Below are 22,408 nucleotides of genomic sequence, written 5' to 3'. Positions count from 1 at the left end.
TATACAATGAAGAGTGGAGCATCTAAATGGCAATAATAACGAAAGGCGTATTTACTTGGATAGATAATACTGTAATGCATTCCCTTACAAAAATAATGGATAGCACCATTACACATCGCTATTGCGCTTTAGCTGCTCAACTTAAAGAACCTTACAGACTATACAATAGATTTATGGCAAGATTATGTCTGTGCTCTAGATTTATCATCACTGGTTATAAAAAACCGATAACCTAGCATAATTTAAAGATTGTGCTCAAAACTTGTAAAACTGAAAGGAAAAAGGGGAAATATTGATGAATAAAGTTCTCATAACAACATTGCTACTTTGCACAGGGCTTATCGCTGCTGGGTGTGAAAAAACCTATAGCGTTGCAGAATTTAAAAAAGATAAAAATTTACGCTTCGAGTGGGATGCGAAATGTGGATTTGCAGGAACTTCAAAAAATTGTGAAAACATGCGGTTAGCATTTTTAGAACTTCAGAAAGAATATGAAGCAAAAGAAGCAGAAAGAAGTCGTAAAATTGCAGAAGAAAATCGCAAAAGATATGAAGAATTTGAAGCTGAACAAAAAGCCAGACTTGAAAAAAGGGAGGCTGAGACTCAAAAAATACTCGAAAAACAAAGAGCGGAAACACGCGCTGAAGAAGAACGAAGAGCAAAAGAGAGAGCGGCAGAAGAACAACAAAATAACCATTAAGACATAATGAAGAGCGGAGCATCTCAATGGCAGTAGAAAGCAAAGGCATATTCACTAAGATAGACAATATGTTGATGGATCCCCTTACAAAGACAATGAATGACGCCATTGCCCATCTTTCATCAAGCTTAGGTGCTCCGCTTAAGCTATCTTGTACAATCTACATTATATTTATGGGCTACAATATCATCTATGGGCGCTCTTCCATGCCTCTGTGGGAATTTATAGTGACAACTTTTAAACTCGGCATCGTTGTTTCACTTGCCACAAAGGCCGATGTTTATAATGAGTGGGTCAGTGGTATATTTTTCCATGATCTGCCAAATGCCATTGCAAATGTCACACAAGGTGCACATGTGGATCGAAATGTATGGGACAATATGATGAACCAAGCTGGAGCACAGGTTTTGGACGCAGCAAACCAATACACAGGTCTGACTCAAATGGGGATGTATATCGCGACATGGATTGCTGGTTTTATCTGCCTAGTTGCTGCTGCCTTTTTTTGTCTAGTCGGTTTTGTTGTTTCATTATTTGCTAAATTGGGTTTGTTTCTTGTCCTATCAATAGGACCACTCTTCATAAGCCTCTATATGTTTTCCTCAACCAGAAAATTCACAGAAGCATGGTTAGGGCAAGTTGCAAACTTCATTATTTTATATGTGTTAGTCGTGCTGCTTGGTGGTTTATATGTTAACATTTCAATGAAAGTTTTTTCAGGAGATATTAAAAATATCTTCACTACTTTAATTCAGTTCTTGGTTGTTGGTCTTGGTGGTATTTACCTTTTCCTCAGACTCCCTGATATCGCATCAGCTTTAGCCTCTGGGGGAGCCTCCCTTACAGGCTCAGCACCAGTCGCTAAAACAACGGCTCAACTAACAGGTAAAGGTGCTAAGGCTATACTTCATGGTCTAAAAAAACTCTTCTCGAAAAAAAAGGAAGGCTAAGTTCAAATGCGGGAATTTAAAAAAATTGGGATTATCTTACCATTTCTCTTTCTCAGTGGCTGTATGTCTTCACCAAACACACTGAAGTCACTCCCAAAATGTGATGGATATTCTAAACGTCCACTCAACAGATCAATGTGGAATTGGGAAGGGAAAAAACCCACGCCCACGCCCATTATCATTAGTAACAACACCCCTTCAACCCTAAAAGAAGAGAAGCTGGAAACGCTTCTGGCACAAAAATTAACGGATGAAGAAATCAAATCTTACAAAAATTGCGGGCAAAAAGCATGAAAGAAAAAGACATAGAACAATACATTGCTGAAGCGCGCTCGTTCGATCAAGATCGCATGCTCGCCTCACGCCGCACCACGCGCGTCTCGCTTGCCATTGCCGGCATCGCGGTTGCTGTTGCAATACTGTCTTCTCTCGCAGTCATCACCCTCACGCCCCTTAAAACCGTGGAACCTTTTGTCATCCGTGTAGACAATTCAACCGGCATCACCGAAGTTGTGGAAGCCTTAAAAGAAGGTCCCACCAATGTCGACGAAGCAATCACACGCTACTTTGCTGCAAAATATGTCCGCTCCCGTGAAGGCTTCACCACAGAAGAAACACAACACAATTTCCAAACCGTCTCCCTCCTCTCCTCTTCAGAAGAACAGGAAAGATTTGCCAGCTGGTATGGAGCAAGAAATCCCCAAAGTCCTCAAATTCTCTATAAACACGCCGCCGTTACAATAACAATAAAATCAATCTCCTTTATCAATGACAATGTCGCCCAAGTGCGTTACTACAAAACCATTCACGACAAAGACAACAACAAAGAATTCATCACCCACTGGGTTGCAACACTTACCTTTGAATATATCAATGCCCCTATCTCTGTCCAAAACCGTTTGATAAATCCTCTAGGGTTTATTGTTAATGAATATAGAACCGATCCGGAAGTGGTCAACTGATCATGACAAAAAAAATTCTTTTTCTCATTCTTAACATCGCTATTACCCTCTCTCCTATACCGATAAGCCATGCCAGTATTTTTCCCACCCGCGCGCCAAGCGATAGCCGCATTCGCTTTATCAACTATGATGCCTATAATGTCACAAAAATTATTGGCTCCATACGCTCATCGGTACAAATAGAATTTTCTCCCAATGAAGAAATTGCCCATGTAGCAATTGGCAACAGCGTTGCATGGGAAGTCGCCCCCGCTGGCAATATTCTTTTCCTAAAAGCGCGGGAAGTCCAACCCATTACCAATCTCCAAGTCGTCACCACAAAGCTTGATGGCTCAAAGCGCTCCTATCAATTTGAACTGATGGTCAAAGATGGAGAAATTTCATCTGGACAAGAAACATATTTCCTTGTGAAATTTCGCTACCCACAAGAAGAAGCAGAACAAAGAAGACTCGCAGCCCTTATGCGACAAGAAAAACAACAAGCCCAGCGTATCGATAATGTCTTCAACGCTTCTGAAACCTACGGACCACGCAATTGGGCTTACACCGCTCAAGGATCGAGCGTGCTCGAACCCTCCTCCGTTTATGACAATGGCAAAACCACAACATTTACATTTCCAGACAACCAAGAAATCCCTGCCATTTACATTGTCAGCAATGACGGTACAGAATCGCTGGTTCCCAAAACCACGAGAGGCAACATGGTGATTGTCCATGCCATTAGCGCACGCTTCACCCTAAGACAGGGAAAAAACGTCCTATGCGTCTTTAACGAAGCCTATCAACCAAAAGGCACCAATCCAAATACCGGAACAACCTCACCATCTGTTGAACGTAAAGTTGCATCAGATCTTTAAATAAGCGGGAATTGAAGGGGACAACACATGAGTGATAAACCAATCATCGAAGATCGCGGATCTATTGGGGATGGCAAAAACAATAGCGCCAAAACCGCCGGCAAAAAAATAGTTGTCGCAATAGCCTGTATAGGAATCTGCGGCTATGTGCTCTGGAACATCTTATCCACCCCCACAGAACAAAAAGACACCGCAAAAGCTCATAAAAAACAAGCACAAAACTTTCACAATTCCCTCGCCCCTTTAGAGCTCGCGCCCTCTGACCCGCGCGCCAACATAGCGCCAATAACCTTACCACCCCCACAACCACTCGCACAAGAACCCAAAAAAGATGACCCACTACTTGATGCCGCAAGACGCGCCCCTGTTCTCGCTTTTGCCAAAGGCTCTAAATCGCAATTAAAAGACATCGTCAACACCACTCTCAACCCCCTTGAAAAATTCCATGCCCTTGAAAATCTCGCGAATGCGCAAAATTCTCCTGCCCTTCAAAACACACAAAATTTTGCAACCCTTTTAAAACCCACCACAACAGAAGAAACAAAAGCAAAACTCATCGGCAATAGAAACTTTATCATCGCCATGGGAACCTCTATCCCCTGTATCTTAGAAACGGCATTAAACAGCGACCAACCAGGCTTTGCAAGCTGCATCATCAACCGTGATATCCTCTCTGACAATGGGCGCGTTGTTTTGCTTGATAAAGGAACCCAAGTCGTTGGAGAATACCGCGGTGGAATAAAACAAGGTCAATCTCGCCTCTTTGTGCTCTGGACAAGAGCAAAAACCCCAACCGGTGTTATCATTCCCCTTGCCTCTCCAGCAACCGACAGTTTAGGCAGAGCCGGTTTTGATGGCAACATCAACACCCATTGGTGGGAACGCTTTGGCTCTTCCCTTTTACTCACCGTTATTGATGGTGCCACAACCGCCCTAACAAATAAAACAAAAAACAATTCCAACGCAGGTGCCAACAATGCTGGAGGCGGTGGTTTTGAAGGCGCAAACAACACTGGAAAAGAAGCCGCCAATATTGCCCTTGAAAATCAAATCAACATCCCCCCTACCCTAGAAAAATTTCAAGGCGAACTCGTCAACATCTTTGTAGCAAGAGATCTCGATTTTTCATCTGTCTATAAACTAGTCGTAAAGAGCAAAAGAAACCGCTCTACTACCAGCTATTCCTTTTTTCATTAAGCCAATAAAGTCACATTATGCCCTCAGCAAAAAATGCAGAACGCGCCTCTATCGTTTTAACAAAATTAAAGATCTTAGATGACTTCCTTAATGATGAAAATTTATTTGAAATTGTCATCAATCGCCCCGGCGAAGTAATCGTTGAGGGTCCCAATGGTTGGCAAACCCACATCGTAAAAGAACTAACCTACAGCGAACTAGAAGGGATTGCAAAAGTTGTTGCTGCCTACACAACACAAAAAATCAGTGTAGAAAACCCCGTTCTCTCCGCAACACTGCCAAACAACGAACGCATACAAATTGTTATGCCTCCAGCAGTTGCTGCCAATACCATTAGCATGACCATTCGTAAACCTTCATCACGCACTTTTTCTCTTGAAAGTTTACATGAAAACAATCTGTTTTCTGTTGCCCAAAACACCAGTTTCACACCCACACAACAAATGACAGAACGGTTATCCGAACTCTCTGATACAGACAAAGAGCTAACAGATCTCTTTATCGCCAAAGATTTTTGCACCTTTTTAGAACGCGCCGTTATTACACAACAAAATATCTTAATATCGGGCAAAACCGGTTCTGGGAAAACAACCCTCTCCAAAGCTTTAATTGCAAAAATCCCTGACTATGAACGAATTCTCACCATTGAAGACACGCCAGAACTTGTCGTTCCGCACGCCAACAAAGTCCAACTTTTTTATTCAAAAGATAACCAAGGCTTAGCAAAAGCAGGCGCAAAAGAACTGCTTGAATCAGGCTTACGCATGCGCCCCGACAGAATCCTTCTACAAGAGCTGCGTGATGGTACAGCCTTTTACTATATCCGTAATGTCAACTCTGGTCACCCAGGCTCCATTACAACCGTCCACGCCTCAACAGCACTTGCAGCCTTCGAACAAATGACCCTTCTTGTCAAAGAAAGTGACGGTGGTGGTAATTTAGCACGCGATGATATCCGCGGCTTATTAATCTCGATGATAGATGTCATCATCCAATGCAAACGCCTCGAAGGAAAATTTCGTGTAACAGAAATCTATTACGACCCTTTCAAACGCCGTGATGCTTTCTAAAAAAACGCGACCCTCACACCCCTTTTATACCAATAGAGCTTTCTTAAAAACACGATTATAAGCCGCGGATATCATCGCGTGCTAAATTACCACCATAGCTTCAAGTTCATTTTCAATGAATTGAAAGCAAAAAGAAGTAAAAATATCATCCCCATTCCCAATCACGCATGCGCCCCACAAAAAAACCACAACGTGCCGAAAATGATATCTATAACCCAATATTTTTTCTGATTTTTTTGACATCAACATTTGCAGGAATATAGATACCAAATTTCGTATCCACTTCACCTTTAGCTTCAGACAAAAGCTTCACGAGCACCTTGTAATATACGAGATCCTGCTTTATGTGCCTTGTCCATTATTATTCTTTTCGATATTCATCGAGAAGCGCAGTTAAATTTTTCTTCCACGCATTCCTTTCTGATTTTATCAAATTTCCCCAAGATAATTGACTGTACACATCTTCGATCAACACCGAAATATTTTGACCACCAAAAAAGGGTATAACCCTATATCTCCCACTTTTACCCCTTATGCTTTAAAACCTAACTTTCCTTGGCTTCCCCCTCCCGTACCTTCCATAAAATCACCAGCATCTGGATGAGTAGCAATAAAAGAAACAATATCAAATAATTCTTCAAGCGATATGCCTTCTTCTTTTGCAGAAATTCAATAAGCTGCCGTTTCAATCACGGTTTGCATACATCATTCAATATACGGAAAACACCCATAACGATAATGATGTAAATTAAAAGCTAATTTGAAGTGAATGATCAAAAATATCAAATATCCAAATGATGAAACAAATCTTACTTATCTTTAGCAATACATATCTCTTAACCCTTATCACTTTTCTCAAAAGTTTTAAGCGTTTCCGCATTAGGAACATACATATCAAATGGCAATCCCTTTTCATAAACAACTTTTGTCAAAGCAATACGGATGAAATCAGACACCGTAAGTCCTAAATTTGCTAATATTTCACCGGATTTTTTTAACGCCCTATCTATGCAGGCACGTACAACATCTTTTGTCACACCTATATTAAACACCTTTTGAGTACCTCTCTTTTGTCATATCGCTTAATAGGGCTTATACAGCATAAGGCTTTATCCTTGCCCTCACCGTATCATATCTATTGATCTTGCACGCGCTATTGCGTTGATTTTCTCCTGTTGTCTCTGTTGCAAAAATTTAACCGCCATTTGAAACTCTTTTATGCAATCTTTATCATGAGACTGTTCTTTGGGGACCACTTTTGATAAATCAAAACCATATTTATGAATGGCATCATGTCCAAAACGTTTATCTAAAGCACTTTGTAGCTTTAAAAACTCTTGATTGATCTGCTCTGGTATCTTTGAATAACTATCACGACCAGCTTCAACATTTTTCATAAAAGTCACTGCTTCTTGTGAAAGTGAGGGGACTTCAACTTTCAATCGCTCACGCTCCCGTGTAAGCCTATTTATATGTCTCTCATAAGAATTCTTATAAAAGGATTGAAGCGCTCTCATAGTAGAGACAGCAAGAGGAACATTGTAAAGCGCTTCTTTTCGTTCTTTTCCTGTAGCCTTCAATTTATCGATAAAACGATCTGACCCACGCAGTTCTCCTGCTCTATCAGGTTCCCTTTCCAAAATATCAGATAATTTATCGCCTTTACCTGCTAAAATTGTTTGCTCAATCCTAAGCGCAGCCTCTTGTGGATCTCTATAAATAAATGCTAAACGACTGTTTAACTCCTTAAACATATTAACATAAGATTTTTCATTCCTAAGAGCGCTTAGCACCTTCTGTTCTAGATTAGAGTTATCCGTATAAGCAGCAAGGTATGGAGCTTTTTCTGTTGCTTTTAACGTAGCATTAACATCCCTTTGCGATTGCTCAACTTCAAGTTCTTCTTTTTGAAGTCTGCTAAAAGCTGTCTTTTCTCTATCCCAAGGAGTTTCAATCTTCTCTTTTTTTGTTCCAAGCACTCTTTATTAAGATCAATGCAAAAAGCAATATTTTTGCCAATACCTTGAGAAACATCATCCCTTTTATTTTCTGTAAACTTGGTAAGGTTCTTATAGATGAGTGCAGACAGATATTCTGAATTACCAAAATGTGCTTCAATTGACGCACGTGTCATTTCTTGTCGCTCAATACCCTTCCAGTTGATACGATAACCAGCTTCACAAGCAAGTTGCACCATAAATTCGCGCTGAGTGCGCCCATTCCCCTCTCGAAACGGATGCAACGCATTCAACTCGCCCATGTAATACCCAGCCCTTTGGCTAAAGTCATAAGCGCCAAGACCACGCAGATACTGTTCTTTTGCAAGCTTTTGTGTAATCTTCGGTGCATAACTTTCAATCTGATTATAACTAGCAAACATACTATTGCCTTTGGCAATATCCACTAAACGAACTTGTCCCGCGCCATTCATATATGTCACCAAACAGTCTTCTATGAATCTCTTTCATGTAATTCAGATCAAACTTACCACCAATAGGAGTATGTACAAATTCGAAAGATTTTACATAAGAAATCGTAGATTCTACACGCTGCAGTGTGGCTTTGTCTTTAATACCAAGCCGATTATACATCACACCAGTTTCATGATCAGTATAAGGATCACCGCTCCCCTTATACTTCCCCACGTTTTACCCGCTCCATATAATCTTTGATGATATCACTTATTTCAAGCTCTCCAATAATAACACGTTCCATTTGCTCAACGACTTTTGGATCTGGCTCTAATCCCTCTAAACGTTGGCTTGCCAATGCATTTTTAGCAGCAAAGCGACGTCGCTTAATTTCCTCTTCACTCAACATATAAAACCCTCCTTTGCTTATATTTATTATAGCCAAGCAGACTACAGAAACAAGATTTTATTGCCTTATCTTACCGTGTCACATCTTTTGCCTTTATCCGCACTATCGCGTTATTTTGCTCTTCCACATGTCTTTGTTGCAAAAATTTAACAACCATTTGAAGCTCTTTTATGCGTTCTTTATCATGAGACTGTTGTTAAAAAATTGCTTTTGATAAATCATAGTTTGTTTGCATAGCAAGCCAAGCACGTGCTGTGCTTACACCAGACATTTCAAGCCTAATAGCAAGATTAGCACTCATAGCGGCTTTTCCATTTAAAACTCTAGAAAGTGCTCCACGAGATATACCAAGCCACTCTGCTGCTTCATTAACGGATAAACCAAGCTCTTTGATCACATCTTCACGCAATAACTCACCAGGATGTGAAGGATTCTTCATCATTATTTAGATCTCATTTTTGATGATAATTTAGATAATCAACCATTTCGACATCTATGCTATCAAAGCGAAATATTACACGACAATTTCCATTTACAGTAATTGACCAATAATCCTTGAAATCGCCTTTTAGCAGATGTAATCAAAAAGACGGATAACTCAAATCTTTTGGCGATATAGCAACTTCAAAAACACCCAGAATACGCTTCAATTTTTGAGCATGGGCAGTTCTAATCCCTTTAGTCGTACCAGTATTATAGCAGGATTCAATCCTCTTATATTTAAATCCTAAAATCATAAATTAATATAGCCTGTAACACTACAAGATACAAAAAACGTTCATTATTTTTATACCACAGGGCTTTTTTTACTTTATAAACATTAGAACTGTCGTGAAAAAATTGCTCATTCTCATCTCTCTCATTATTCTACTCATTATTAGAAAAGTATAAGTTCATAATTAGGAGGAGCTAAACGTAATAGGAGCGCATCATATCCCCAATTGGCAGCTGCACTTAGAAACATAACGACGATATAACCAATGACCCATTGCTGTTTGATGTTCATAAGGATCTGCCCCCGCTGTATATCCAGTAAAAAGAATGAATAAGACTAATAAATCCCCCCTGCTATAAACTCTGTTAAAATAATAACTGGTTTACGAATAAGTAAAAGAAAAAGGAAAATCAAAAAAGGTATATTTTAAATATCTTACGAACTATAGAACACTCTACGCGTTATATTTATTAGAACTCTATTTTTCTCTTTTTTATTTAATTGATTAGTAGATAGAATATCCATTACCGTTATTACATCACTCACATAGTTAATAATCACAACTTTTGTAATTGCCAAAATCCCACATTACAATAAGATCTTTATCAAAAGATAATCTGATAATTTTCTCAAAAAATTCAAGATTCCTCAAGTGCAGTACCCATGCGTACATCATGATGAATAATAACATCCATCAACTCTGTCACGACTGTGTCCAATACTTCTCGTGCATCGCCTTCAGCCATAAGGCGGATAACCGGCTCAGTTCCAGAAGCACGGATCACCAGCCGTGCCTCTTTTCCCAACCGCTTCTCTGCTTGATCAATGGCCGCTTTGACCGGATTTTTTTTCAAAACATTTTTATTTTTAATCGTTACATTTTTTAAAATTTGCGGTACAGGTTCAAACCGTTTACACAATTGGCTCATAGGACTTTGACTTTCCTTCATACAGGCTAAAATCTGCAATGCAGCCACCAAGCCATCACCCGTTGTACCAAAATCACTGAGCACAATATGCCCAGAAGCCTCACCACCCACATTATATCCCTTTTGGCGCATAGCATCGACAACATAACGATCTCCAACATTTGTCCTTACAAGGTGCAATCCTTTACTGTGCAAGAAACGCTCCAGTCCAAGATTTGACATAATCGTTGTGACAACACCATTGCGCCGTAATCGTCCCATTTTATGCCAATTTTCAGCAATTACAGCAATCAACTGATCTCCATCAACCGTTTGTGCTTTTTCATCAACAATGAGAACACGATCTCCATCTCCATCAAGAGCAATCCCCACATCAGCACGCACTTCATGCACTTTTCGTTTTAAAGAGCTTAAATCGGTTGATCCACATTTTTGATTAATATTGGTACCATTGGGCTCATCATGAATAGCAAAAACCTCAGCCCCCAATTCCCATAAAGCACGGGGAGCAGCTTTATAAGCAGCCCCATTGGCACAATCCACAACAATACGCAAAGCATCTAAGCGAACATCACGCGGCAAGGTTCGTTTGGCATATTCAATATAACGATAAATATCCCCCTCAACCCGCTTTGCATAACCAATTTCAGCAGAACTTGCTAAAGACTTTGAAAGATCTGTATCGATCAATTGTTCAATTTTAGCTTCCATATCATCTGAAAGTTTAAAACCATCAGGACCAAAAAGTTTAATGCCATTATCATAGAACGGATTATGAGAAGCAGAAATCATCACCCCAAGATCCGCTCGCAAAGAGCGGCAAAGCATTGCAACAGCAGGTGTTGGCACTGGACCCAATAAAAAAGCTTCCATCCCCGCAGAAGTCAACCCTGAAACTAAAGCATTTTCCAACATATAGCCAGATAATCGTGTATCCTTACCAATCACCACACGACGTGATTGATGTTGTGAGCGGAATAAAACCCCTACAGCCATCCCCACCTTCATGGCAAAATCGGGTGTCATAGGAAATGAATTGGCTTTCCCCCGAATTCCATCTGTACCAAAATATTTTTGCACCATGCCTCTTTCCTTTAATATATAATTCTTCCCTTGGCTTTTCTTTAAAACCCTAACAAGCCCCCTTGGTACAATAGTCCCCTCCCCATATAAAATCAGATCATTGATCTAAACCTTCATGCATTTAGACAATCAAGAATCCTATTCATCATCTACACATCTAAACCCCTCTCAACCCATTATGTTCACACCCTCACACATAAAAGCAATAGTATCTCCTCAAAATGCTTTACACATCTCCTGAACACAACCAAAGGATAATCTCACACATTTGCTAAACCCGTAAAAAACCCCAGCACCTAACCTCTAACCTTATCAAATCCGTAAGGAAATCTATCGCCAACCTCACACCTTGCTAAATCAGTAAAGGAAAATACCACCTCGCCTTATCGCCTGCTAAAACTGTCATCATACAACAGCTTTGCTTAATTTTTTGCTTCCATATTTTTGCAAATATTACATTAAAGGCGCAAGCTTTGCTTGCGCCTTTCTCAAAGAATTTAGAAGTTTTCCTAAAACATCGTTACTCAAGCGTTATTAAGCAGTTCTTATTTTTCTTTATCATCTCCCGCAGTATTGGACTTCTTTTCAGCATTACTTTTAGAGCGGTTGACTGATTTTGTGGTACCTTTTGTGCTTTGCGCTTTTTTCTCAGTCTCATCCGATCGGACTTCATTAGACTGAGCCTCCTTAGGCTCAACATTACCGGATTTTGCTGTTTTTTTCCCAACAACTCCCTCTGCTTTGTCTGCCTCTAGTTTACTGATCTCTACTTTATGAGGCGCTGTGTTAGCGTTTTTTTCATCTTCCACTGTTGTCTCTGTCTTCATTTTTCCAGTTTTTGGAACAGAAGATCCCCGTGGCGCAGCATTCTCATCTTTCTGTGTGCGTGAAGGAGGCTTTCCTGCAATAACTTCGTTAATTTCAGCTCCCGTTAAAGTCTCATATTCCAACAAACCTTGTGCCAAAGCAAACCATTCTTTTCTTTTTGTTTTTAAAATGTTGGTCGCATTTTTATAGGCATCATCAATAAGCTTACGCACTTCCATATCAATCATGCGCGCTGTTTCTTCAGAGACATTTTGTGTTCGCGCAACAGAATGACCCAAAAAGACTTCATCTTGGTTATCGCCATAAGCTACATTTCCAAGCAGATCAGAAAATCCCCACCGTGTGATCATTGCGCGTGCTAGTTTAGTTGCTTGCTCAATATCAGAAGAAGCACCGGATGTGATATTTTCCTTTCCAAACTTTAATTCTTCAGCCACACGTCCACCCATCATAATGGCCAAACGAGAAATCATCCACCGATAACTCATGGAATAGCGGTCGCCTTCAGGCAATTGCATCACCATTCCCAATGCTCTTCCCCTTGGAACGATTGTTGCTTTGTGGACAGGATCAGCAACTGGCACATTAAGAGCCACAATAGCATGCCCTGCTTCGTGATAAGCAGTGAGTTCTTTTTCCTCTTGTGTCATAGCAGTTGAACGACGTTCAGCCCCCATCATCACCTTATCTTTGGCATCTTCGAATTCTTGCATCGTGACAACTCTTTTATTACGGCTCGCAGCCATAAGAGCAGCTTCATTGACCAAATTCATCAGGTCTGCACCGGAAAATCCTGGTGTTCCCCTTGCCAAAATTTTCAAATCAACGTTAGGTGCTAAAGGCACGTTGCGCACATGCACTTTCAAGATTTGTTCACGCCCAGAAACATCAGGATTTGGCACAACAACTTGTCGGTCGAAACGCCCTGGTCTTAACAAAGCGGGATCAAGCACATCGGGACGGTTTGTTGCGGCAATAAGAATAATACTTTCATTGGGCTCAAACCCATCCATCTCGACAAGCAACTGATTTAAGGTCTGTTCACGTTCATCGTTTCCACCACCAAGTCCAGCCCCCCGATGACGTCCAACAGCATCGATTTCATCGATAAAAATAATACAAGGTGCATTTTTTTTAGCCTGTTCGAACATATCGCGCACACGGCTCGCCCCAACACCAACAAACATTTCAACAAAATCAGATCCTGAAATGGTAAAGAATGGCACATTGGCTTCACCTGCCACAGAACGTGCTAGCAAAGTTTTACCGGTTCCAGGAGGACCAACAAGCAAAACACCGCGTGGAATACGCCCCCCTAAGCGTTGAAATTTTTGTGGTTCGCGTAAAAATTCAACAATTTCTTGAAGATCTTGCTTTGCTTCTTCAACGCCAGCAACATCTTTAAAGGTAACACGTCCTTGCGCTTCATTAAGCAATTTTGCTTTTGATTTCCCAAATCCCATTGCACCGCGTGATCCATTTTGCATTTGCCGCATAAAAAAGACCCACGCCCCCACGATAATAATAACAGGCAATAAGGAAAAGAGGAGATTGAGGAAAATGCTATTTCCAGAGCTTTCCGGAACAGCTTTAACATTAACGTTTTTGCTTTCCAATTTTTGTATCAAACCTGGATCGCGAGGAGCATAGGTTGAGATAGTTCTATGTTCAATGGTTTGTCCTGTTAATTTTTGACCTTGAATGGTCACAGATTTTAACTCATTATTCTCAACTTTTTGCAAAAATTCAGAATAGGAGACTTCTCCACCACCAGAACGCTGACTATCTCCATTAAAGAGAGAAAACGACACAATCAAAATGAAGGCAATAACTCCCCAAATAAGGAGAGAGCGGTAATTGGAATTCATATTCAGCCCACTTAATCAAATATAGATTTCAAACAGTTCCCCTTAACATATAACCTTGTCAGCCCCTTGCCAAGAGATGAGAAGCTGTTTATTTTCTTTTAGAGTAATTTTCCTTTATCTTTTCACCTTAATATTAAAAAAAGGTTCCACAACATTTACCAAGGCAGCATCTTCTCGTGAAGAAAGCCAATCGAAAGGTGCCATAATACGCTTGATTATAACATGTTTATGAACAACTGCTTGAGAAATCAACTCTGGAATATCATACCCTTTGTGATTTGAGATCATCAGCAGCGATTGTAAAGAGGGAAAATGAGGCTTTTCAAGCTCAAAATCGCTATTTTTTAATAAAAATTTCAGCTGTTCTAAATTTGCGGCTCCAACCTTTATAGCCTCAGATCCATGATTTGTGATCTGATAACGCCCATCCCATATAAAAGTTTTATCTGGCTCAACGATAGCCTCTTTCATATTTCGCCCTTCACGCCACAAAGAAATTCCGTGCTTGTTATATTCAATAACAGAGCCCGCATAAGTAAAACGCTTCTTTTCTGGAGAATCGAGACAGAGTTTTTGAACAAGCATGCTTAATTTCTGATTGGGAAGTAAATAAAATCCCCCTCCCATCAGCACCGCAAAGAGCCCCACCACAAAAGGAAAACTGGAATGTTTCTGTAAAAATAGCGCAGGCTTTGCTATGAAACAACGCCCATGTTGAACAGTAATATCCAGCGCTAAGATCAAATCAGCGATATTTTTCGCTTGTTGACGACGCTGCAATGCGGCTTCATTTATTTTTTGAGCAATATAAGCCAATTTTTCAGGATGAAGAGATTGACGCACGCGCACACGCTCAAATTTGCGATCTTCATTGGTTGGATCATCAATCCATGTTTGTCCTTGTAAGCGTAAATAATTCCGTAATGTTTGGCGTTTTACACCAAGGAGTGGACGAATCAAACGTACTTTTCTATGCAACAACGCTTCACGCGGAATACAGGATAAACCACGCTCATAGAGGAGACCATAGTTTTTTTCGGCAATATTTTTTCTCGTTTCTCTGGCATGATCCTCATCATGTATACCCTCGGCTTCACCGCGCAAAGAACCGGCAAAACCACTGGAATAAACCTCATCACGCATGGCACCAACTTCACCGTGCAATGCACCTCTATTTTTTTGGAGACGTTGATAACGCATTTGATAGGTTTCAACCTGATCATTGAGTGTATGGCCCGTCATAATAACTGATGCACCTTGTTTTTGTGCTTCTTTAACCAAAAGATCATAGCGTACAACACGAGCACTGGAAGCAATATGCGTCTTTGGTTTTTCGCCTTCCCACCGCACAGCGATATGTTTAATGTGATAAACGCGACAAATTTTCGCAACAGTTTCTGCTTCACGCGTCGATTCTTTACGCAATTGATGATCAACCGTGACAACAATCATTTCTGGAGGAACTGAGAGAGTTTCCAAATGCTCTTTGACCAAAAGCATCAAAGCCAAAGAATCACTCCCCCCTGAGACGGCAAGAATCAACTTCTGACATTGAATAAAATCCGATGTTTTAAAGAGATTTCTTGCCAGTCTAACGCACACCGAAAACGACCTCGCTATTTATTCTGCAGGTTTACAAAAAATAGACTCTAGTGTGTTTTGACGTTTTGATTTTTTCACAAAATGAGCACAATCGTCTTTATTTGGCTCAAGAGCGACCATACTTCTTGCTAATTTCAGCAAAATCTCAGAGGTATAGAGCTTCTTTTTATCTGCATACCATGCGGTAAGATAAACTTGCGCTGCTTCATGATAGCGTTTTTGTCCCAACAAAGATTCAGCCAACCAAAATAAAGCATCATCACTCAAAGAATCTTTTTTGTAACGATTTTGAAAAGCGCAAAAGCTTTTTTCAGCATCAACATAGTTGGCAGAACGAATAAAATCATACCCTTCCTTATACAAAGCTTTAGAAGAAGAAAGATTGTCACTCTGATATGCTTCAATTGGAGCACTTACTTCATGCGCTTTTTTAAAATGTTTAGTGTTTTCATGATCATGGCTCTCCACCTTAGCTTCCACAGCAGCAACCTGTGTCTGATCACCTGCACTATGGTCCTGCTCCATCTCTTCTTTTACAGTCTGAGATTTTTCATCCACAGCGGACTTTTCAAAAGAACAAGAATAAACAGAAGAGGCTTTTTGATCAAAAAGTCCATGAAACTGCTTGTTAACATTTTTTAGATTGTTATGCTCAAGCACCATTCGTATTTTATGCAAAAGCTTATCTAAATCATAATCTTTAAATAAAGCCTGTTGATTCTCTAAAATAATCCCTTGGTGCTCCACAACACTAGCGGCTTTTTCCACCGCGCTAGATGCTGCTTTATCAGCTGCTTCAGGCGCTTTCTTCACTGCATCAATAGCCTTATCAACAGCGTCAGTGGCTTTTTCCACTACACTAGACGCCGCTTTATCAGCTGCTTCAGGTGCTGTCTTCACAGCATCAATAGCCTTATTAACAGTGTCAGTGGCTTTTTCCACTACACTAGACGCTGCTTTATCAGCTGCTTCAGGTGCTGTCTTCACAGCATCAATAGCCTTATTAACAGTGTCAGTGGCTTTTTCCACCGCACTAGACGCTGCTTTATCAGCTGCTTCAGGTGCTTTCTTCACGGCATCGATAGCCTTATCAACAGCGTCAGTAGCTTTTTCCACCGCACTAGACGCTGCTTTATCTGCTGCTTCAGGTGTTTTCTTCACTGCATCGACAGCCTTATCAACAGCGTCAGTAGCTTTTTCCTCCACGCTAGATGCTGCTTTATCAGCTGCTTCAGGTGCTGTCTTCACGGCATCGATAGCCTTATTAACGGCGTCAGTAGCTTTTTCCTCCGCACTAGATGCTGCTTTATCTGCTGCTTCAGGTGCTGTCTTCACGGCATCGACAGCCTTATCAACAGCGTCAGTAGCTTTTTCCTCCGCACTAGACGCTGCTTTATCAGCTGCTTCAGGTGCTGTCTTCACAGCATCAATAGCCTTATCAACAGCGTCAGTAGCTTTTTCCTCCGCGCTAGATGCTGCTTTATCTGCTGCTTCAGGTGCTTTCTTCACAGCATCGACAGCCTTATCAACAGTGTCAGTGGCTTTTTCCTCCACGCTAGATGCTGCTTTATCAGCTGCTTCAGGTGCTGTCTTCACAGCATCAATAGCCTTATCAACAGTGTCAGTGGCTTTTTCCTCCGCATCAGATGCCTTATCGACTGCATCAACTTTATCCGTATCATGTGCAGGATATTCGGAAGCCTTTCGTGCCGCACTTTGAACAAGTGAAGTAGAACAAGCTATGAAAACCGCTATATAAAAGAGTGTTTTCCAATTGATTTTACGATACATTCTTTTTTCCCCTTAAGAGCTTATTAAATAGTTGAAACAAACAATCTTCTTTTTAATGACTATTCATGTCACTCAGCGTTGTTACTGCACGTCGATTTTGATTCCAACAGGAAATATCATCACATACTGCTACAGGTCTTTCTTTTCCGTAAGAAATTGTTTGAATCCGTTGTGCAGACACACCAAGAGACACCAAATAGTTTCGCACAGCAACAGCACGGCGCTGTCCAAGTGCCAAGTTATATTCACGTGTTCCCCTCTCATCAGCATGACCTTCGATCATAATAGAATAATAAGGATAATGAAGCAACCATTCTGCTTGGCGCGTTAAAATACGTTCAGCATCAGCATCAAGTGAAGAAGAATCGAGACCAAAAAACACGCGATCACCCACATTAACCGTAAATTCTTGTCCTGAGCCTGGTGACACCTGGTTCAAACCAGCATCATTCATATAAGCGCCATTCATACCGTTAAGTGCACCGACATTTTTTTTGCCACACCCACCCAGGCATAGTGAGAAAAGAAAGAGGATAGCTAAAGAATGAGAGAGTTTTTTTTTGGTAGAGCGCATAGTCCGTTTCTCCTTGAGTGTCATAAAGAAAGGTAAATTCTTAAAAAGATTTCCAAGAATAACCGTTAATTCCTAATGAAGACGAAATTTTTCTATTTTTTTGGTCATCATTTTTATTTTTGAGTCTCTGCCAAATTTTCTCTCTCCAGCCATTCCTCTAACATTTCCATAAGAAATGTTTTCCTTATACGTCATGGCTTTTTATGCATCATCTTGATCTTGACGATTTTTTTGCAGTGCGTTCAGCTTTGCAAAAACTTTATCAGCATCAAAAGTCTTATGCAGATTGTCTTCACTCTCATTTTCCTCTAGGTCAGCGTTTTCCGTCACAGAAGCGGGAAGCAACGACCTATCTTCTTCTGCAGCAACAGGACGATTTTTCGCTGCACGCTGGAGCTCAAAATCTAAATCGATTTGCGAACACAAACCAAGTCCTACAGGATCAAGAGGAACCAAATTTGCACTATTCCAGTGGGTTCTAAGGCGGATTTGTTCAATTGTCGCTTTTGTTGTCCCAATCAACCGTGCAATTTGTGCATCTTTCAACTCCGGATGGTTCGTGACCAACCATAGGATACCATTGGGACGATCTTGGCGTCGAGAAAGAGGGATATAGCGCGCCCCTTTTCGTTTTTTTTCAGGAATATGCACCCTAGATTGAGAAATTTTCAAGCGTGCGTTTTGATCAGCCTCCACCCGTGCAATTTCACTGCGCGTCAATTGTCCAGAACTAATCGGATCTAAACCTTTAATACCATAAGCCGCATCACCATCAGCAATAGCTTTTACTTCCAAGACATGCAATTTACAAAATTCTGCAATCTGATCAAAAGAAAGAGCTGTATTATCAACCAACCAAACAGCTGTTGCTTTGGGCATCAAAAGTTGCGTTGCCATTTTTATAAATCCTCTTCTGCGCCTCTTCCTATGAGGCCGGTTACCGCCCACTCAAGAGCACTAGAACTTTTTATACGTTAGGTCTCTCCAACCACTCCTAAAACAAAGCGAGGCATGGAATAAACCATTTTGCCATGAGATTACATTCTGTTATAGCGTTATTTTTTCCCAACGACAAGAGATCTCTCTTGTAATGATCCTCAACTAAGGTGTCTTTACCTTTAAGATGAATTTTCTTATAAAGGGTTTATTCGATTATTTCACCTCATGCTGTGGCACATTTATTCTGGTGGGATGCGTATTTTATTGTCTTAAATTCTAAAGAGTATCCAACTAGAAAGAAAGCCCTCAAATAGGAAGGAAAACTATGGCAGGCCATTCACAATTTAAAAATATTATGCACCGTAAAGGGCGTCAAGATGCAATGCGCTCGAAAATATTTTCTAAGCTTGCGCGCGAAATTACCGTAGCAGCAAAACAAGGTGCTCCTGATCCAGCCATGAATCCACGTTTAAGGCTGGCTGTTCAAAATGCCAAAGCACAATCGATGCCGAAAGATAATATTGAACGCGCGATTAAAAAAGCTTCAGGCACCGATGTCGAAAATTATGATGAAGTACGCTATGAAGGCTATGGACCAGGCGGCGTTGCCGTCATTGTTGAAGCTTTAACCGATAACCGCAACCGGACCGCTTCAAATGTGCGCGCCGCCTTCACAAAATCAGGAGGAGCCCTAGGAGAAACAGGATCGGTCAGTTTCATGTTTAATCGGATTGGTGAAATAATCTATAAGCCAGAAGCAGGAACAGCCGATAACATCATGGATGCAGCGATTGAAGCCGGTGCCGAAGATGTGCAATCAGAAGAAACCGGACATCATATTACCTGCGCATTTGAAGATATTGGTGAAGTTTCCAAAACTCTTGAAGCAAAACTTGGTGAAGCAGAATCGATTAAAACGATTTGGAAAGCCACCACCCTTGCACCAATAGATGAAGAAAAAGCTTTGTCCGTTTTACGGCTGATTTCAACATTAGAAGAAGATGATGATGTACAAAATGTTTATGCCAATTTTGATGTCAGCGATGAGATTTTGGCAAAATTATCTGTATAATTCCCACCATTTGCATAAGCCCTCTCTTCATTCATGAGAGCTTCAAAAGCATCTGTCAGCTCTCCTCTTTATCCGCACATATAAAAACCCCGCGTCAATAGCGGGGACTAACCATTGGTGCAACAAGAAAACCGCCATTAATTCCAGAAAACATCACCAAAAAATAAAACATAAAAAACTCTTTAGTCTCAGGCCTTTCTTACATACCCCAAAGATTATCCCTATAGCCCCTCTCTATTTGATCTTTTTGTTCTTTAAGATTAACCTCCCCACCCTCAAGTAATGAAGATGATCCGGTCTGTAAACAATTCGGATTTTCTTGACGTATTTCTATGACGAATCACCCATGGAATTCACTTGAAACTTACTGCTCATAAAATACACACTCCCCTAAATATTCGCCACGCACTTAAAAAAATACTTAAATATCTCAAGGAGGTTTATATGCCTTATATCCCCGCACCTCAAATGACAGTGTTTTGACAAAAACACAGAATAAAAATAAGCAAATGGAAAGCCAGAGCTGATTGTTTAGCAAAGTATTGTACAAAAAGCCGTTATATTTCTCTAATCCGTTGCGGATAAATTTTTGACTTTATAGTATTAACTTTATGGCGTCGTATGTTTCATAAAATAACGTCATTTAACTTAAAAATCTTTCCTTTTGCTATTACCGATCAGTCAATATTCAGACCTAAAACAACAGCGTACTTAAATAAAACACTTCAGAGAGCAGCAGAAAAACACCCTTGACAAGAGTCCAGACTCTTCGCAAACTAGATCGAAGAGGAAGTCAAAAAATAGAGAGAGACACTTTGAATAAAAAGTTGAAATCTAGAGACCTCAGAATTTTCGACTCTATTTTTTCAAGGTATTGTTTTGAATTTTTTTAAGCATTTTCCCCCAAGGAAATTCCATTATCAATAAACAACCGTAGATAATGGATGAAATCTACATAACTCCCCATGCCCACTATAATCAATTTCTTCTTTTAAATCATTAAAGACAATTGAGATTGTGTAAACTGATATTGTGTAACCTTGAGACTGTATAGACCATATTCCTTCTATGTTCTGTTTTTAAGCATTTTGTTTTACTGTATATTGAGCAAAGGCGACCATGCTGGATCCGAAGCATCATTGGGTGTAGGGAGTTGTCGTTCATTGCGACCCGTAATATCAATCGTATAAATTTTTGGTCCCATACCGGGATTTTTGCGAAAGAACATCAGCACACGACCATTAGGGGCCCAAGTTGGTCCTTCATTGTGAAAACCCGTGGTTAAAATTCGTTCTCCTTGTCCATCAGGGCGCATAACACCAATAGAAAATTGTCCGCTTAATTGTTTTGTAAAGGCGATATAGTCACCCCGTGGTGACCAAATAGGTGTCGAATAACTCCCATCGTTTGAAGAAATACGCTGAATATCACTCCCATCCGCATTCATTTTATAGATTTGCGGCTTTCCACTACGATCTGAGGAAAAGACGATGTGTCTTCCATCCGGTGAATAAGACGCAGAAGTATCGATAGCAGAAGTTGTAGTAAGTCGCGTCATCGTACGGGTTCGTAAATCCATGGTGTAAAGATTTGCACTGCCATCATTTTGTAACAAACTCATGATGACCTTTTGTCCATCAGAAGAAAAACGCGGAGCAATTGTCATGTTATTAAACGTTCCGATCAACTCTCTTTGTCCCATTTCAATTTGTTGAAGATAAACATGAGGTACTTGATTATCCTCATAAGCCATATAGGTCATTTCTTGTCTTTTTGGGGAAAACCGTGGTGTAAGCACCAATTCACTTCCATCAGACATATAAATCAAATTTGCGCCATCTTGATCCATCATTGCTAAGCGTTTAATGCGTGCATTTTGGGGTCCTGTTTCATCGATAAAAACAATTCGTGTATCAAAATAACCACTTTCTCCTGTCATCTCACTATAGATCTCATCTGCGATCATATGTGCCACACGCCGCCAACGTTCTGTCGCGGTATAAAAACGCCGTCCTTTCAATTGTCTTTGTCCAAAAACATCCCATAAACGAAAGTCGACCCTCAAACGTCCATCGATTTCTCTCATGACTTGCCCCGTAACTAAACCTTGCGCTTTTATTTTCTGCCAAGACGCAAAATGCGGTTGTTTATTAGGATTAGAAATATTTTCAAGAAAATTTTCTTTATTAAGCGGTAAAAAAAGCCCCGACCGCTCAAGATCGGCTGTCACCACAGCAGATATTTTCAACCCAATCGAATCATTGGAAATAAAGTCTGTAATTGCAATGGGAATGGGATTAAAATCAGCGCTCGAAATAGTCCCTTTCAATTGCGCATAACCCGATGAAATACTTGAAAGCCACAACCCACAAGTGACAATAAACCAAGCAAAAACTTTATGTCTCGTTATAGTCATCATGGAATGTGTCCTTTCGTTAAGCGCTTTTTTCT

General features: G+C 40.5%; 23 protein-coding genes. 8 read left to right on the top strand and 15 right to left on the bottom strand.

The window, feature by feature from the left end; genetic code table 11:
• Window positions 1–295 precede the first annotated feature (295 nt).
• From ACFIJP_RS01920 to virB11, 7 genes are read left to right on the top strand one after another with little or no spacing between them, the layout of a single operon-like run.
• The gene (locus ACFIJP_RS01920; RefSeq protein ID WP_375625284.1) at window positions 296–700 is read left to right on the top strand and encodes an EexN family lipoprotein; all 405 of its coding nucleotides are present in this window, start codon (window positions 296–298) and stop codon (window positions 698–700) included.
• A 26-nt stretch (window positions 701–726) separates the two neighbouring features.
• Window positions 727–1,650: a type IV secretion system protein gene (locus tag ACFIJP_RS01915; protein WP_375625283.1), complete on the top strand. Its 924-nt coding sequence runs from the start codon at window positions 727–729 to the stop codon at window positions 1,648–1,650.
• Window positions 1,651–1,656: 6 nt separating this feature from the next.
• A complete protein-coding gene (locus tag ACFIJP_RS01910; protein ID WP_375625282.1) occupies window positions 1,657–1,944 on the top strand; it encodes a type IV secretion protein VblB7 in 288 nt (95 codons plus the stop codon).
• Complete coding sequence (locus ACFIJP_RS01905) at window positions 1,941–2,612, top strand: virB8 family protein (protein ID WP_375625281.1); 672 nt, start codon at window positions 1,941–1,943, stop codon at window positions 2,610–2,612. Before ACFIJP_RS01910 ends, ACFIJP_RS01905 begins: the two co-directional genes overlap by 4 nt.
• Window positions 2,613–2,614: 2 nt before the next feature.
• Window positions 2,615–3,469, top strand: coding sequence for a P-type conjugative transfer protein VirB9 (gene virB9 / locus ACFIJP_RS01900; RefSeq protein WP_375625280.1), 855 nt, complete (start codon window positions 2,615–2,617; stop codon window positions 3,467–3,469).
• A 27-nt stretch (window positions 3,470–3,496) separates the two neighbouring features.
• A complete protein-coding gene (virB10, locus tag ACFIJP_RS01895) occupies window positions 3,497–4,666 on the top strand; it encodes a type IV secretion system protein VirB10 (protein ID WP_375625279.1) in 1,170 nt (389 codons plus the stop codon).
• A gap of 17 nt (window positions 4,667–4,683) precedes the next feature.
• A complete protein-coding gene (gene virB11 / locus ACFIJP_RS01890; RefSeq protein ID WP_375625278.1) occupies window positions 4,684–5,736 on the top strand; it encodes a P-type DNA transfer ATPase VirB11 in 1,053 nt (350 codons plus the stop codon).
• Between the two features lie 836 nt (window positions 5,737–6,572).
• On the opposite strand, the gene ACFIJP_RS01885 is transcribed toward virB11, so the two are convergent.
• From ACFIJP_RS01885 to ACFIJP_RS01820, 14 genes are all read right to left on the bottom strand, one after another.
• Window positions 6,573–6,773: a type II toxin-antitoxin system RelB/DinJ family antitoxin gene (locus ACFIJP_RS01885; RefSeq protein WP_375625277.1), complete on the bottom strand. Its 201-nt coding sequence runs from the start codon at window positions 6,771–6,773 to the stop codon at window positions 6,573–6,575.
• 84 nt (window positions 6,774–6,857) lie between these two features.
• Entirely contained in the window at window positions 6,858–7,691 is an 834-nt protein-coding gene (locus tag ACFIJP_RS01880; RefSeq protein ID WP_375625408.1) for a BID domain-containing protein, read from the bottom strand.
• On the bottom strand, window positions 7,592–8,167 hold the full coding sequence (locus ACFIJP_RS01875; protein ID WP_375625276.1) for a Fic/DOC family protein: 576 nt from the start codon (window positions 8,165–8,167) through the stop codon (window positions 7,592–7,594). Before ACFIJP_RS01875 ends, ACFIJP_RS01880 begins: the two co-directional genes overlap by 100 nt.
• Window positions 8,118–8,381 (bottom strand): hypothetical protein, encoded by a 264-nt coding sequence (locus ACFIJP_RS01870; RefSeq protein ID WP_375625275.1) that lies wholly within the window; start codon window positions 8,379–8,381, stop codon window positions 8,118–8,120. Before ACFIJP_RS01870 ends, ACFIJP_RS01875 begins: the two co-directional genes overlap by 50 nt.
• Window positions 8,368–8,556 (bottom strand): antitoxin VbhA family protein, encoded by a 189-nt coding sequence (locus ACFIJP_RS01865; RefSeq protein ID WP_375625274.1) that lies wholly within the window; start codon window positions 8,554–8,556, stop codon window positions 8,368–8,370. The genes ACFIJP_RS01870 and ACFIJP_RS01865 overlap by 14 nt, the downstream gene beginning before the upstream one ends.
• Window positions 8,557–8,752: 196 nt before the next feature.
• On the bottom strand, window positions 8,753–8,998 hold the full coding sequence (locus ACFIJP_RS01860; RefSeq protein WP_375625273.1) for a HigA family addiction module antitoxin: 246 nt from the start codon (window positions 8,996–8,998) through the stop codon (window positions 8,753–8,755).
• A gap of 10 nt (window positions 8,999–9,008) precedes the next feature.
• Window positions 9,009–9,131 carry a type II toxin-antitoxin system RelE/ParE family toxin gene (locus tag ACFIJP_RS01855; RefSeq protein ID WP_375625407.1) on the bottom strand — a complete coding sequence of 41 codons (123 nt, stop codon included), beginning with the start codon at window positions 9,129–9,131 and terminating at the stop codon, window positions 9,009–9,011.
• A 302-nt stretch (window positions 9,132–9,433) separates the two neighbouring features.
• Window positions 9,434–9,562: a hypothetical protein gene (locus ACFIJP_RS01850; RefSeq protein WP_375625272.1), complete on the bottom strand. Its 129-nt coding sequence runs from the start codon at window positions 9,560–9,562 to the stop codon at window positions 9,434–9,436.
• A gap of 347 nt (window positions 9,563–9,909) precedes the next feature.
• Entirely contained in the window at window positions 9,910–11,283 is a 1,374-nt protein-coding gene (gene glmM / locus ACFIJP_RS01845) for a phosphoglucosamine mutase (protein WP_375625271.1), read from the bottom strand.
• 545 nt (window positions 11,284–11,828) lie between these two features.
• Entirely contained in the window at window positions 11,829–13,979 is a 2,151-nt protein-coding gene (gene ftsH / locus ACFIJP_RS01840; RefSeq protein ID WP_375625270.1) for an ATP-dependent zinc metalloprotease FtsH, read from the bottom strand.
• Between the two features lie 114 nt (window positions 13,980–14,093).
• Window positions 14,094–15,581 carry a tRNA lysidine(34) synthetase TilS gene (gene tilS / locus ACFIJP_RS01835; protein ID WP_375625269.1) on the bottom strand — a complete coding sequence of 496 codons (1,488 nt, stop codon included), beginning with the start codon at window positions 15,579–15,581 and terminating at the stop codon, window positions 14,094–14,096.
• 18 nt (window positions 15,582–15,599) lie between these two features.
• Window positions 15,600–17,372, bottom strand: coding sequence for a tol-pal system protein (locus tag ACFIJP_RS01830; protein WP_375625268.1), 1,773 nt, complete (start codon window positions 17,370–17,372; stop codon window positions 15,600–15,602).
• Between the two features lie 52 nt (window positions 17,373–17,424).
• Entirely contained in the window at window positions 17,425–17,946 is a 522-nt protein-coding gene (gene pal / locus ACFIJP_RS01825; RefSeq protein WP_375625267.1) for a peptidoglycan-associated lipoprotein Pal, read from the bottom strand.
• A gap of 201 nt (window positions 17,947–18,147) precedes the next feature.
• Window positions 18,148–18,843 carry a DUF1013 domain-containing protein gene (locus tag ACFIJP_RS01820; RefSeq protein WP_375625266.1) on the bottom strand — a complete coding sequence of 232 codons (696 nt, stop codon included), beginning with the start codon at window positions 18,841–18,843 and terminating at the stop codon, window positions 18,148–18,150.
• A gap of 367 nt (window positions 18,844–19,210) precedes the next feature.
• Between ACFIJP_RS01820 and ACFIJP_RS01815 the strand changes: the two genes are divergently transcribed.
• Window positions 19,211–19,957 carry a YebC/PmpR family DNA-binding transcriptional regulator gene (locus ACFIJP_RS01815; protein WP_005774608.1) on the top strand — a complete coding sequence of 249 codons (747 nt, stop codon included), beginning with the start codon at window positions 19,211–19,213 and terminating at the stop codon, window positions 19,955–19,957.
• A 1,093-nt stretch (window positions 19,958–21,050) separates the two neighbouring features.
• Here the strand turns inward: ACFIJP_RS01815 and tolB are convergent.
• Window positions 21,051–22,376 (bottom strand): Tol-Pal system beta propeller repeat protein TolB, encoded by a 1,326-nt coding sequence (gene tolB, locus ACFIJP_RS01810; RefSeq protein ID WP_375625265.1) that lies wholly within the window; start codon window positions 22,374–22,376, stop codon window positions 21,051–21,053.
• Window positions 22,377–22,408 lie beyond the last annotated feature (32 nt).

It is taken from the genome of Bartonella sp. MU37NMGALS, from assembly GCF_042194015.1.
GTDB lineage: Bacteria > Pseudomonadota > Alphaproteobacteria > Rhizobiales > Rhizobiaceae > Bartonella > Bartonella grahamii.
This window is presented reverse-complemented; position numbering and strand designations above follow the sequence as displayed.

What these genes read in the sequence shown, in the direction of transcription:
- ACFIJP_RS01860 (WP_375625273.1), bottom strand. Translation starts at nt 8,998, where the DNA reads ATGATGAAGAATCCTTCACATCCTGGTGAGTTATTGCGTGAAGATGTG.
- ACFIJP_RS01910 (WP_375625282.1), top strand. Translation starts at nt 1,657, where the DNA reads ATGCGGGAATTTAAAAAAATTGGGATTATCTTACCATTTCTCTTTCTC.
- ACFIJP_RS01920 (WP_375625284.1), top strand. Translation starts at nt 296, where the DNA reads ATGAATAAAGTTCTCATAACAACATTGCTACTTTGCACAGGGCTTATC.
- ACFIJP_RS01820 (WP_375625266.1), bottom strand. Translation starts at nt 18,843, where the DNA reads ATGGCAACGCAACTTTTGATGCCCAAAGCAACAGCTGTTTGGTTGGTT.
- ACFIJP_RS01905 (WP_375625281.1), top strand. Translation starts at nt 1,941, where the DNA reads ATGAAAGAAAAAGACATAGAACAATACATTGCTGAAGCGCGCTCGTTC.
- ACFIJP_RS01850 (WP_375625272.1), bottom strand. Translation starts at nt 9,562, where the DNA reads ATGAACATCAAACAGCAATGGGTCATTGGTTATATCGTCGTTATGTTT.
- tolB (WP_375625265.1), bottom strand. Translation starts at nt 22,376, where the DNA reads ATGATGACTATAACGAGACATAAAGTTTTTGCTTGGTTTATTGTCACT.
- virB9 (WP_375625280.1), top strand. Translation starts at nt 2,615, where the DNA reads ATGACAAAAAAAATTCTTTTTCTCATTCTTAACATCGCTATTACCCTC.
- virB11 (WP_375625278.1), top strand. Translation starts at nt 4,684, where the DNA reads ATGCCCTCAGCAAAAAATGCAGAACGCGCCTCTATCGTTTTAACAAAA.
- ACFIJP_RS01915 (WP_375625283.1), top strand. Translation starts at nt 727, where the DNA reads ATGGCAGTAGAAAGCAAAGGCATATTCACTAAGATAGACAATATGTTG.
- ACFIJP_RS01865 (WP_375625274.1), bottom strand. Translation starts at nt 8,556, where the DNA reads ATGTTGAGTGAAGAGGAAATTAAGCGACGTCGCTTTGCTGCTAAAAAT.
- ACFIJP_RS01815 (WP_005774608.1), top strand. Translation starts at nt 19,211, where the DNA reads ATGGCAGGCCATTCACAATTTAAAAATATTATGCACCGTAAAGGGCGT.
- ACFIJP_RS01830 (WP_375625268.1), bottom strand. Translation starts at nt 17,372, where the DNA reads ATGTATCGTAAAATCAATTGGAAAACACTCTTTTATATAGCGGTTTTC.
- glmM (WP_375625271.1), bottom strand. Translation starts at nt 11,283, where the DNA reads ATGGTGCAAAAATATTTTGGTACAGATGGAATTCGGGGGAAAGCCAAT.
- ACFIJP_RS01875 (WP_375625276.1), bottom strand. Translation starts at nt 8,167, where the DNA reads ATGAATGGCGCGGGACAAGTTCGTTTAGTGGATATTGCCAAAGGCAAT.
- pal (WP_375625267.1), bottom strand. Translation starts at nt 17,946, where the DNA reads ATGCGCTCTACCAAAAAAAAACTCTCTCATTCTTTAGCTATCCTCTTT.
- virB10 (WP_375625279.1), top strand. Translation starts at nt 3,497, where the DNA reads ATGAGTGATAAACCAATCATCGAAGATCGCGGATCTATTGGGGATGGC.
- ftsH (WP_375625270.1), bottom strand. Translation starts at nt 13,979, where the DNA reads ATGAATTCCAATTACCGCTCTCTCCTTATTTGGGGAGTTATTGCCTTC.